At 32.5% G+C, this 12258-nt stretch carries 10 protein-coding genes; 3 read left to right on the top strand and 7 right to left on the bottom strand.

Annotated features, from left to right (window positions below):
- Window positions 1-7 precede the first annotated feature (7 nt).
- The 3 genes from GJV76_RS12325 to GJV76_RS12315 all read left to right on the top strand — a co-directional run bounded on the left by GJV76_RS12325 (window position 8) and on the right by GJV76_RS12315 (window position 3262).
- Window positions 8-1045, top strand: a complete 1038-nt coding sequence (locus tag GJV76_RS12325) for a hypothetical protein (RefSeq protein ID WP_155092915.1) — start codon at window positions 8-10, stop codon at window positions 1043-1045.
- A gap of 226 nt (window positions 1046-1271) precedes the next feature.
- Window positions 1272-1940 carry a hypothetical protein gene (locus tag GJV76_RS12320; protein ID WP_155092914.1) on the top strand — a complete coding sequence of 223 codons (669 nt, stop codon included), beginning with the start codon at window positions 1272-1274 and terminating at the stop codon, window positions 1938-1940.
- Between the two features lie 434 nt (window positions 1941-2374).
- The gene (locus GJV76_RS12315; protein WP_155092913.1) at window positions 2375-3262 is read left to right on the top strand and encodes a helix-turn-helix domain-containing protein; all 888 of its coding nucleotides are present in this window, start codon (window positions 2375-2377) and stop codon (window positions 3260-3262) included.
- A 62-nt stretch (window positions 3263-3324) separates the two neighbouring features.
- Here the strand turns inward: GJV76_RS12315 and GJV76_RS12310 are convergent, their stop codons facing one another.
- The 7 genes from GJV76_RS12310 to GJV76_RS12280 all read right to left on the bottom strand — a co-directional run bounded on the left by GJV76_RS12310 (window position 3325) and on the right by GJV76_RS12280 (window position 12236).
- Window positions 3325-3783 (bottom strand): hypothetical protein, encoded by a 459-nt coding sequence (locus GJV76_RS12310; RefSeq protein WP_155092912.1) that lies wholly within the window; start codon window positions 3781-3783, stop codon window positions 3325-3327.
- A gap of 43 nt (window positions 3784-3826) precedes the next feature.
- A complete protein-coding gene (locus tag GJV76_RS12305) occupies window positions 3827-4630 on the bottom strand; it encodes a phospholipase A (RefSeq protein ID WP_155092911.1) in 804 nt (267 codons plus the stop codon).
- A gap of 103 nt (window positions 4631-4733) precedes the next feature.
- Complete coding sequence (locus GJV76_RS12300; RefSeq protein WP_155092910.1) at window positions 4734-6008, bottom strand: TolC family protein; 1275 nt, start codon at window positions 6006-6008, stop codon at window positions 4734-4736.
- A 74-nt stretch (window positions 6009-6082) separates the two neighbouring features.
- Complete coding sequence (locus GJV76_RS12295; protein WP_196216231.1) at window positions 6083-9217, bottom strand: efflux RND transporter permease subunit; 3135 nt, start codon at window positions 9215-9217, stop codon at window positions 6083-6085.
- Window positions 9218-9239: 22 nt separating this feature from the next.
- Window positions 9240-10268: an efflux RND transporter periplasmic adaptor subunit gene (locus tag GJV76_RS12290; RefSeq protein ID WP_196216230.1), complete on the bottom strand. Its 1029-nt coding sequence runs from the start codon at window positions 10266-10268 to the stop codon at window positions 9240-9242.
- A gap of 258 nt (window positions 10269-10526) precedes the next feature.
- The gene (gene mobB, locus GJV76_RS12285) at window positions 10527-11804 is read right to left on the bottom strand and encodes a conjugal transfer protein MobB (protein ID WP_155092908.1); all 1278 of its coding nucleotides are present in this window, start codon (window positions 11802-11804) and stop codon (window positions 10527-10529) included.
- A gap of 3 nt (window positions 11805-11807) precedes the next feature.
- Entirely contained in the window at window positions 11808-12236 is a 429-nt protein-coding gene (locus GJV76_RS12280) for a plasmid mobilization protein (protein ID WP_155092907.1), read from the bottom strand.
- Between the last annotated feature and the right edge of the window lie 22 nt (window positions 12237-12258).

The raw sequence follows: 12258 nt of genomic DNA, 5'->3' as shown, positions 1-12258 counted from the left end.
TTAGCTTATGAAATATGTGGTTGCTCGCGTGGATACATCTGAATTTATAATAGAACTAAAACAACAAGGTATTTATCCCTACAAGGAAAAAGCTGAAAATATTATTGAAGAAAGTAAAAGACAAGTATTTGATATTGTTGCATTACAAGTCAACGAATTTTTACCAGATTTTGAAAATCAAGATTTAAAAAGCAAAAAATTTACTCTAACATTAATAAAAGAAGCTCTTGAAAATGATTCTCATAATTTACAAAAAATTCTTACTGAAGTCATTGAACTTCCTAAAGAAAAAAGAGAAGAATTAGTAGAAATTCTAGAAGAATCATCACTATCTACGGTTATAGATACAATGACTGAAATCAAAAATAGATTAATGTTTTTAAATGCACTTGAAGAAATAATTTATAACAGAGATTTAAATAAAAATGTTCTAGAAAGAAAGCATTTGCATAAGATAATTGCGAAAGAAACTTGGATATTTGGTGATGAGTATACATATGGTGTTGATGATTTAACACTAAAAAATGTATTAAAATCATATCTGAAAGATCATCTAAAAAGAGATGACTTTGAAAATATAATTAATTCCGAAGATAACTCGAATTTAGAAACTATTCCTGATGTATGTTTATGGCAACAATTCAGTTTAGGGAGCTCAGGTAAAGAAAACTTAGTTATTGAATTAAAAAGGCCTAATTTGGATGCAGGGTTTCCTGAAAAGTCGCAAATAGAGGGGTATGCAACTGTTGTATCAAGTGATAACAGATTTCCAAAGGAGAAAACAAAATGGAAATTTATACTTTTAACAAAAGACGTTAAAAAAGAAATAAAACCACTTTTATCACAAAAAAATAGAAAATATGGTCATATTCACGAAGGTGATAACTTTGACGTGTATATTTTATCTTGGGGAGATATCATTAGTGAAGCTAGACAGCGTTTAGAGTTTATAAAAGAGAAACTAAATCTGAATCTGATGGATAATGAAAAAAATCTTGAATTTTTAAGAAAAAAATATTCCGAATATTTGCCTAAAACATTTTAAAAATAAGAACTTACATAAAACATACGTCTTTCAAAAAAGGTGTTTTTTTAAGATTGAAACTTAATTTTAGCCAAATAATAGAAATTTGCTTTAAGTAGCATTTAATTAAAACTTTTACTTTCAATTCCCACCACTTCGCAAAATGCACACTTGCTATGCATCAACTTATTGAAGACTCTACTAAAAAGAAAACACTGATAACAGAAAATAATAAGTAAAATAGAATATGGACATAATATGGCAATTAACACCTGAAAAAGAAAATATTGACTACACCGATATTGTTGTCAAACTTTCTAATAATGAAGATATTAATCTTAGAGATTATGAAGTTAAACAACTTAATAACGTTGTTTTTTCATTCAAAGAAGAAATCATTGATTATATTTTGGAGCATGGGCTTTCATCTCTCATAAACTCAGAACCTGTTTTAGAGCATCTAGTTGCAAAGGGAGCAACAAAAAACAATATTATTGATGCAATGCATAAATACCTTGACAAGATTGGTGTTGACAATGAATTAATAATTATTGATCCTTATTTTTATGCCCCAACAACTGACACAACATATCCTAATACAATCGAATTGACACTTGACAAATATTTATCACAAGTTAACACATTGCATATAATTACTTATCCAAACAAAGTTGATAAAGCTTTGAAGACTACAATCGAGACAAACTTAAAAACGAAAAAAGCATCACTTAACATTCTTCATAAAACTTCAAATGATTATCATGATAGATTTTGGATTTCAAATAATAGGGAGAAAGGAATTTTAACAGGTACATCTTTGAATGGCTTCGGAAAAAAATATTCATTACTTGATAGGTTGAACACCTCTGATGTAAGAGACATCATAGATTCACTTCAAGCTCTTGGACTACTATAAAATATTAAATAGCACTCAATCAATGAAAGCCAAACGCATAACAAAAATTTTACAATAGTGAGGAAAAACAGCAAAGTTCAGCAGTAGTTTTTCGATTAAACTTTTTTAGAATCTTTAAGTACTGAGAGAAAATTTCAGCAATACTTACCACTTCTTATAAAGTCTTTTTTTCTCAGTAATTTAGCCAGACAATATCATCTGTTTCAGCATAAGCTGGGTATTTCGTTTTCAAACCGTTCCACTTGGGGAAGTTACTTACCTCAACATTTATTATTTTCTAAACGATAAAATGCGAACAATAAACTTGATTCAAGTGAGTTTAGTTTTATAGAGATAGGAATTATAAACAAACTAGATTTAAAAAAGAGTAAATTCAAATAATAAGTTCGCTTTAAAAAAGTCAGAGAAAATTTTATCTTTACAAAAAATGGATATTGAAAAAAAGTATTAAAAAGAACTCTATTAATGACATTCTTGAAGTCTTAGGTGACACACCTCAAACAGAAGGACTTCATATTTATATAAGCAAGGAAGATATAAAAGAAAGCCCTTTCCCCTACCCCTTTCGCTTAGACAGTTATACCCTTATGATTGTATTATCTGGGAGTTCAAAAATTCAATTTAATCTATTGGATTACACCATTCAAGCGAATGATATGGTGATTATTTCTCCTCACACAGTTACGCATATTAAGGAAATAGAAGATAGTATCTCTCTTATTACTATTAGCTTCAGCATGAACTTTGCCTTAAGTCACAGTCTTAACCGAACTGATGCAAATGCTTTTAGTTTCTTTGCCTCTAAGGCAGCACTAAGCCTTAGATTAAAAGATGAAGAAGTAGATAATCTTGTTAAAATTACCTTACTTCTTCATGAAAAAAACACTACTACACGTTCATTTTATGGTAAAGAGCTTTTAATTCACAGTTTCAATTTATTAATGTATCAAGTTGCAGAAATATATAGCGAAAGATATGCTGAAACAGTAACTAAAATGACCCGAAAGGAAGAGGTTACCTCAAAATTCATAAAGCTTCTTGAAGAAAATTTTAAAAAAGAAAGAAAAGTCCAGTTCTATTCTGATGCTCTAAATCTGACGGCAGCACATCTTTCTAAAATACTCAAAGAAGTATCAGGTAAAACAACAGGCGAACTAATAGATGCTGCTATTATTACAGAAGCTTGTATTTTACTTTCTAATCCCGATTTGACTATATCTCAGATATCAAATGAACTGAACTTTAGCGATCAATCTTTTTTTGGGAAATTTTTTAAAAAACACATCACATTATCTCCATCAGAATATAGGAAAAAAACTTAAAATACTTATCAAAACAAATCTATTTAAACAATTAACTAACCTACAGTATCTCATCTATTTTCCTATTTCTGATTTTTTATTCCAATGGAGTCAAAAACAAATGAATCATCGAAGTCTATGTAACTGTCAGGCATGAAATATGAAATTCCCATATAACTTGCTACAGCTCCACGTCCTTGTTTTAATTTATTCCCCTGACGAAGGAAAATAATGGGTTTTATTGTCTTATTTCCTCCATAACTAAGATATCTAAATTTACCTCGTAGTGTATCGCCAACAATCTCTCCTTCAACAGTACCGGTATCCTTTCTAGATCGATTGCCATAATTAACCTCATAATTACCATAGAATCTTTTTTCATACGTTGTTATCTCTAAAAAGGCTGTATCAGTTCCTTTTACTGCTGTATATAAAACTCGTTTTTGTTCTATATCATTGCAACTGAATATTCCCAAAAGCACAACCGTTCCAATTACTCCGTAAATTCCATATTTTAGTATTTCAAACTTCATTTTCTTCATTTTCTTCATTTTTATCCCTCTTTTATTTTAAAATATTCCTTCATTAATAAAACCTATAAAACGTAGGTTTAATAATAAATCCAATCCTTAGCATTCCTCTCTCTGATTTAAAATCTAAAAGACTTTCGCTATAGCCCTGCCACCATTGCAAAGTAATAAGTTGATTTGCACTTTTTGTAAGCCGATAACTAATGCCTGTATTTATACTTCCTTTAAAATCCCAGTCAGCCCCCTTTCTCACTGTAACATCAAAAAACAACCTATCTTTATTTAGCACACATTGCAGGTGTCCTTCTCCATAACCTATATACCTGGGAAGAGAAGGGTTGTTATCAATGAGAAAAGGTATCCAGACCTTAAGACTCAGAATTAATCTTGGTGAAAATATTCTTGTAAAACCAATTGAAGCAGTATTTATACTTCGTGAGTATATACTGTCACGCCCATTGGACTCATGTTCAATTCCCAATGTCAACGCTCCAAAAAAATTATCATCCCTATATACAGGTTTTAATAGCATTAAGCTGGGATGATAACTGCTTTCTTCAAAGGGACTCGAAGCTTTATAAACTTTCCAAAATGATTGCTGAGTATAAGTCAGGTATGGATAAAAACCCGCGTAGGGTTTATCAGCTAATCGCTGTTTAAAACTGATCTGAAATTTTGCATCCATAGTATTTCTTGAAGCTCTCTGCCCAAGATCGATACCTGTTACAAAATAATTATCCTTGTAAATTGAAAAAGCGGGCAGTTCAGTTATGATTTTCTTAATTGAGTCTTTACTCATCGGAATTTGTGCATATCCACTTGTACAAAGTATCAAGAATAAAAAACCTATTTGTTTCATATTAATAGAAAATTCGTTTTAGTATCTTAGCTAACAGCTTTTTACATTTTTGTAAATCATAAAAATATTTACGCTACTTTTAACCGCACGATACAAGGAAATCTTACCTATACTCTCCAATTGATTTTTTATATTTAGCTTCCATTATTTTATTGTTCGCCTTTGCATCTATAACATCAGCATACGCTTTCTGCCAAAGTACCTGTGCTTTCAATACATCCTCCCCAAGAACAGTTCCTGCTTCAAAGCGATCTTCATTTAAGCGCAAATTTTCTTGTGCTTGTTGAAGTGATTTTCTGCTGAGTTCAATTTGTGTTACTGATTGATTAAGCATCAACCACGCATTTTGAATTTCTATGCTTATTAATTCTCTAGCTTCTTCCAATTCAAATTTTTTAACTTCAGTTTGGTACTCCTGTTCTTTAACTTTTTGCTTTCTTCCTCCCCAATCAAGTATAGGAACCGATAGGGTAATTAATCCTACAAAAGCTTGCATATCATTATTGCCATTAGAAAAGTTAATTCTCTTCCCATAAGAGGCCAATCCATTTGCACTTATAGCTAAGGTGGGTTTTAAGCTTCCTCCAATTAGTTTGCTCTGATACTGCTGGATTTCTACAGACTTATTTAGCATATTGATTTCGGGGCGTTTATCTATAGCTGTTGTAATATCTGATTGGCTTATAAGTTGTACATCCATAGTAGAATCTTCTTTAATATCAAAATCAACTTGATTCAATCCTGAAATCTGCATAAGATTCAATTTTGCAATGGCAAGACCATCCTTTACTCTAGTTAAATTCAACACTGCTTCATTATGTTGTACCTCTACTTTAAGTAAATCATTTTTGTATATCAAGCCTGCATCAAAAGAATTTTGAAGGTCTTTTTTTAAGGTATCTAACAATAGTAGATATTGATTGGCCAGAGTAACTTTTTCCTTTAGATTTACAACCTGCCAATACGCTATTTCTGTACTTAGTAATACCTGATCTTCTGTTAACTCTTTTTGGGCATGCTGTAACTCGATGGCAGAACTTGTTATTTTTTTTGAATTCTGAATTTTGTTTCCTGCATATAGAACCTGTGTTAGTGAAACCGAACCATTCGCACTATATTCTGGAAACATATCTTTCAAAGGATCTGATACATAAAGTCCAAAAGCACTAGCGTCGATTGTTGGTTTTGCTGCTGCTTTTGCAACAGCATTCGCTGCTATGGAAGCATTAATACTACTTTGTACTATTTTAATTTTTTTGTTATTCTCTAAAGCTAAAATTTTTATTTCTTGCAATGATAATTGTTGCTGAGCCTGAGCCTGTCCAAATAACAATATCAAAAAGGCTAATAAAAATATTCTATGGTATTTTCGTGTCATGTTTATTCATTTTTAAAACATTCCTGTTGAATCATAAATACCCAATTCAACAGGAAGTTTACTTATTTTGTTAATCAATGAACTGGTTTGTATTTTACTTCATCTTCTCCATCAGGTTGATTATCTGGTGCCTCATCGTGAATAATTGGATTTTTTAAAAATTTATAATACATCACAGGAACCACAAAAAGAGTAAGGATCATTGAGAAAATTAGTCCAAAAGCAAGGACACTTCCAAGTGGTCCCCACATAGGAGATTTACCAACAATCATTGGTACAACACCAACAGCAGCTGCAGCCGAAGTAAGAAAAATAGGTCTCATTCTTCTTTTCGCTGCTGCTATTGCTGCCGCTTTGTGTTGATAACCATGATCCCGAATTAGTTCATCGGCATAATCAACCAGTATAATTCCATTTCGAACCACAATACCAATCAAACTTATAATTCCCATAAAGCCAGTCATTCCAAGTGGATTTCCCGTTATAAGAAGTCCTAAAAATGCACCGAAAAGACTAAGTAAAAATGTACAAAGCACAATTAACGATTTTGCCAAGCTCTTAAACTGAAATAATAATGTTAGAAAAATTAGAATAAGACTCACTCCAAGGGATACCGCCATACGTGGGGCATTTTCACTACTAGACTCTGCATCTCCACCGTATTGGATCGTAGTTCCAGAGGGTAGTTCTAGAGCATCTATAGCAGGTTGAATATCCTCTAGGATTCGAGAGGGTTTCTTACCAAGCTGAGCTTCAGAATATACACTAAGCATTTTAAGGCCGTTTCTTCTTAACAACATTCCAGTATGCCATTGTGGCTCAAGTGTAGCTACAGCTTTAAGCGGTACTTTTTTGCCATACTGAGTTGAAATATGAAGGTTTTCAAGTGCAACGAGATCTTTTCTACTCTTCTCATCAAAACGAAGAAATATATCTACCGTCTTATCCCCTTCCCATAATGTTGAAATTGAATACCCTTTTAAACCTGCTCCTAAGGTCTGTGTAATGGCTTGAGTACTTATTCCTAAGCGACTAGCTTTAGCATTGTCTATATTTAGTTTTACCCCCATATAATCATATTCATTACTCAAACGAACATAATTAACACCTTCTGCATTTTCTAAAATTCTCTTGATCTCTAATGCCGTGCGTTTTTGGTCAACCTCATTTTCACTTATTACTCGAATATCAATCGGAGCCCCTTCTTGAAAACTCAATTGTTTGATCTTCACTGCACCATCTTGCATAAATCCTTTTAGTTTTTCTAGATATTCTTTGGCCATTGCATTGGTAGCATCACTATCTGTGGTAGTGATAAATACTTGGGCAAAATGTTTTTTTGGTGTTTCAGGTGCATAGGAGGTATGAAAACGTGGAGAGCTCATCCCAATAAAACTCGTTACATCAACAACACGTTGATCTTTTTTTAATATTTGTTCAAGTTCTTTTACTTTCTCCTCCGTTTTTTCCAATGAAGTCCCATTAGGCATCCAAACCTCCATGTTAAACTGATTTCTCTCACTTAAAGGGAAAAACTCTGAATCAACTTTAGTAGCGATAAAAACTGCCGCTACAATAGAGAGTACGCCCAATCCTATAGTAATTTTTGGATTTCGAAATGCCGCTTCTACCCCTTTGTCAAAAGCAGATTGTAAATGATCTAACAAATTTTTCTTTAAGGGTCTGTCACTCATTTTGTGTTTTAACCCTTTTTTGATAAACACATAACAAGTATATGGAGTAAACAAAAGAGCGATAAGCATAGACACTATTAAAGCAATTGCTACAGTAACAGGCAAATAAAACATAAAGTCCTTAGCAATTCCATCCATAAAAATCGCTAATGGCAAGAACGCAAAAATAATTGCCAAGGTAGCTGTAAAAATAGGAATCATCAATTGTTTAGCCGCTTGCCAAGCACCTGTCCAAGGTTCAACATCTTCATCTAATTTTTCAATGTAATTATCTACCACAACTATTGCATTATCAACCACCATTCCCAATACAATAATTAATGCCGCCAAGGTTACTTGATGCAACTCAACCCCCATCATGTTCATAAAAGCAAAAGTGATTAACATGGAAATTGGAGCAGCCGCAGAAGCAACAACAGCAATTCGAAAAGGCAACAACAACATAACGATTAAAAGTACTGCTCCAATAGCCAATCCAAATTCCTTCATAAAATGACTAATACTGTACTCTACGTCCTTGGGTTGATTTACAATAGTTTTCATCTTAACATCCGGTGGAAATGTTTCTTGAATAGTAGCGATCTTTTGTTCTACTTCTTTGCCAAATGCCACAATATTATTCCCTGGAAGCATATCAACAGATAGTACCATCGCTTTCTCATCATCAATTCGAACAAATGACGATTTCTCTTCAAAGCGTCTTTCAATCTTTGCAACATCCTTTAATCGTACAATTGTTCCTGAAGGTGTTGTATACACAATCTGGTTAGCAATATCATTTTCATCCTTATAGCGACTGTTGGTATATATGGGAACAATATTATTAGATCCCATCGAAACTTCTCCTGTATATCCAGTAATATTCTGCTGCTGCAGAACTCTCATTAATACCCCTGCATCTAAACCATATTGTTGCAGTCTTTTGTCATCTACATTGATGTAAATCTGCTGTTTCTGTCCTCCAGAACGATTGATTTTAGACACCATTGGAATGACTTTAAGCCCATCTTCAAGTTTATCGAGGTATTTTTCAATCTCAGCATATGATCTATCTTTAGATGATACCGAGATAATCATCGCCGTAACGTCAGCAAAATTACTATTGATAAATGGACCTATAACTCCCTGAGGAAGTTTTGAACGCAAATTTGCATCCATATCCAGTTGTAGTGTATGCCAAAATTTTTTGCGATCTTTTACCGTCGTATAAATCTCTGTTGTAATAAAAACTTGTCCTTCTCGAACCTCAGACTTTACTTTTTTCTTCTTTACTTCTTCAAATGAAAATAAGTACTGTTCTATTTTTTTTGCTACTTCTTCTTCTACTTGATACTCATCAGCCCCAGGATAAATGGCATATATCAATGCTGTAGGCATATCAATTCGAGGATTCTCACTTCGAGGCATATTCACTAAAGAGTTAATCCCCATAATCATCAGAAGGATAACAAGCACAATGACAACCTGTTTATGTTTCATTGCGGCTTCCAAAAAGTGTATTTTACGCTTTGTCATCTTTTAAATTAATTTTAGGAGATTAAAATTTAATAAGTGTCCCGTCTTCTAAATTAGTTTGCCCATTTACAATAAGTTGATCACCAGAGCGTAGGCCTTCCTTGACAACAACATCACTCGTTCCTGTCATTTTAGAAATAATTACTCTTGTTTTAAAAGCAGTATTATTTGCTCTAGCAATAAATACATAGTTTATATTATCTGGGTCTCGCACAACAGATTGTGCAGGAATAACAATAGCATTCTGTTCCTTGTCCGTGTTTATACTGATATCTGCAATCATTCCAGGAAGAAGTTCTCCATTTGAATTATCCAATCGCACTTTTACGGTATACGTTTTAGACATATCATCTGCCTGTGGATTAATAATAGCCACCTTACCCTTGATACTTTTATCTAATGACGGAATTGTAATATTTGCATCAGCTCCAATTTTTAATGAACTAATTTCATTTTCATTAATCGAAGCAACAGCATAAACTTTATCTGTCTTTACAATTGTAAAAGCTGGGATTCCTGGTGCAGCTGTTGCCCCTTCTTCTGTCAATTTTTGGGTGATAATTCCTGAAAAAGAAGCATATAATTTAGTATCTTGTAAATTCTTAGATGCTGTTTCTTTATTAGCTTTTGCTTGTGCTAAACCAGTTTTTGAAGCAATATAATCACGCTCTGGAAGACTTCCTTTTTGATATAGTTGGTCAAAACGATTAAAATTGTCTTGGGCTTGCTCTAATGCTGCGTTAGCAACAATAAAGTTATTTTGATATGAGTTCTGTTCTATTGAGGCCAACAACTGCCCTTTGTTAACATGTTGTCCTTCCTGTACCAATACCGCATTTACCCTTCCTGGTACACTAAAACCTATCGAAACTCTATTGTCTGCTTCAATAGTACCACTATATTCCAAAATCAATGACTGAGAAGAAACTGCTATTCTTTTTACAGTTACACTTACTGCCTCATTGGTTTGGTTATGATCTGGCTTGGTTTTACCACATCCAGCTCCTAATAAAATGAAAATTAGAATAAAAAAAATATTCCTTTTTAACATTACCATACAATTTGTTTTAAATTATAATTATATCCCAATTGGTTCATCCAACTGTTGGGTACAAATCTCTATAGAATGGCTATTGTTCAAAAGGTCTGTTTTGTGCAGAATTTGGTCAAAAACTCGTTTATTTTTAAATAGTAATTATTTTCATTTCAAAAATGGTATTATTCTTTATTGATTTATTAGTATTCAAATCAAATTATCATCTTGTAAAAAAGCAATTCACACTATAGACTTACTTCAGCCGTTTTTGATTTAAATTCTTCTTTTCTTTTTTAATTTTAACCTATGTTCAAAATCTAATTCTTCATGATCCACTTCTTGATTAGTATTAAATAAATTAAAAAATGAAACAAATTCTCTACTGCTTGTATCAGTATTCAAATACTCAAATATGGGATGTAAATCAATAGATTCGTTTATCAGAGGATGTGGTTCAAAAATTGTTTGTTTAGGTACTATCAAAGTTGAATTAGTATGTTCCTCTACCTTGCTCCATTTCTCATTCAGCATATTAGCTGAAAGCTCTTTGCTTAACTGAGAACCTTTATAAACACTTTTTGAGTTGTGATCAATAAAAGTCACCCCATAGATTCGATTGTCTTTGTTTTGGAAGAAAACGACGTTTATCCCGTGATTTAAAAGTTCTTCTTTAAATTCCTGTTGTGAGTATGTTGTGTTTAGAGCTACTTCAATGGTTTGTTTTAGATTAGCTTTGTTTGGTGAGGTTTTTAGTTTTTCTTTTGATTTTATAAAGTGTTTTTCTAACTCTTGATAACCTGCATTTTTTCCAAAAAGAGAAGCTTTAAAAGGATTACTCGCCTTCTCTCCTATTTCATTTAAAGCAAAATAAACTAAGCCTTGTTTTACTTGTCCATTATAAGTTGCCTCTACCTTTTCTGCTCTGATATTAAATAGGGATAATAAAGCATTGTAACTTGTTAAGCTATCATAATGATAATACTTAGGTAAATAGCGTATAACCGAGGCTATTTGAGCTTTTAAATTATACTTGGTGTGATCAACTGGTTTAAATAGAGTTTGCTTAGATTCTTTACTTGTCTGATTGACTGATGAAGTTAGATTAAACTGTTTTTCGATTTCACGGCAGGTTTTCATAGATTTTAAATGATCAAATTTATCCTCTATTTTCTTTCCTTGTAAGTCTGTGCAAACTGTGACTATATGGATATGCTCTCTTTCTATATCACTATGCTTATAGACGATATAAGGTTGATTCTCATATCCCATATTGTTCATATATTCTTGGGCTATTTCATTAAGAGAATTATCATCTATATTGTCTATGGGATTAGGGTTCAAAGAAATGTGCCTTACATTCTTCTCTGTTTTATTATTAAGTAGTAAATAAGGTTCAAAGTGTTTATAGAGTTGAGCAAGGTAGTTTGAAGAGTTATTAGGCTCTGGTAAATAGTTTGTAAACAAAACAGCCCCTTGTCCTTTATCAACTTTTAATTGATTGTAGGACAAAGCTCCTATAAGATTACTTCCTTTGCCAATCTTTGCAATCATAACCTACAGCTTAGGATTAAGATGCTTGTCTTCAAACTCCTTAGTTAGTTTGATTATGTAGTAGCAAAGCTTGGATAAGTCCTTTGTATATTCTTCAAGCTTTGAAATAGAACGTTTTGCTCTATTTTCAGAGAAGTACTGGTTGCATAGCTTTACCATTTGATTGTAGTTCACCCCAACTGCTCTAAATTGATTAAATAGCTTAGTAAGAGTTGATTGATATTGCAAGGCAGCTACATCTATTTTGACTGTTTTAACTTGCCTGTCTAAAAGCATAGAAACAAGAAAGCTTGCTTTGTTTGTCATTCCTGATGATGCAAACAAAGTAAGTAACCGTTGGTTTTCAGATTCGGTAAGCCTGAAAACATGTCTGTATTTTTTAGGGTTGGATTTTACTTTTCTTCCTCCTTTGGTTTTATTGGTAGTTTTCATAGTGTCTTATTTAATTCTATCA

The organism is Myroides albus, assembly GCF_009711045.1.
In the GTDB taxonomy this organism is placed as follows: Bacteria; Bacteroidota; Bacteroidia; order Flavobacteriales; family Flavobacteriaceae; genus Flavobacterium; species Flavobacterium album_A.
The sequence above is the reverse complement of the archived record's forward strand: the minus strand, read 5'-3'. Positions and strand labels throughout refer to the sequence as shown.

Excerpts from the sequence above, each read along its gene's own strand:
- mobB (WP_155092908.1), bottom strand. The coding sequence starts at position 11,804 with ATGATTGCAAAGATTGGCAAAGGAAGTAATCTTATAGGAGCTTTGTCC.
- GJV76_RS12305 (WP_155092911.1), bottom strand. The coding sequence starts at position 4,630 with ATGAAACAAATAGGTTTTTTATTCTTGATACTTTGTACAAGTGGATAT.
- GJV76_RS12290 (WP_196216230.1), bottom strand. The coding sequence starts at position 10,268 with ATGTTAAAAAGGAATATTTTTTTTATTCTAATTTTCATTTTATTAGGA.
- GJV76_RS12310 (WP_155092912.1), bottom strand. The coding sequence starts at position 3,783 with ATGAAGAAAATGAAGTTTGAAATACTAAAATATGGAATTTACGGAGTA.
- GJV76_RS12320 (WP_155092914.1), top strand. The coding sequence starts at position 1,272 with ATGGACATAATATGGCAATTAACACCTGAAAAAGAAAATATTGACTAC.
- GJV76_RS12300 (WP_155092910.1), bottom strand. The coding sequence starts at position 6,008 with ATGACACGAAAATACCATAGAATATTTTTATTAGCCTTTTTGATATTG.
- GJV76_RS12325 (WP_155092915.1), top strand. The coding sequence starts at position 8 with ATGAAATATGTGGTTGCTCGCGTGGATACATCTGAATTTATAATAGAA.
- GJV76_RS12280 (WP_155092907.1), bottom strand. The coding sequence starts at position 12,236 with ATGAAAACTACCAATAAAACCAAAGGAGGAAGAAAAGTAAAATCCAAC.
- GJV76_RS12295 (WP_196216231.1), bottom strand. The coding sequence starts at position 9,217 with ATGACAAAGCGTAAAATACACTTTTTGGAAGCCGCAATGAAACATAAA.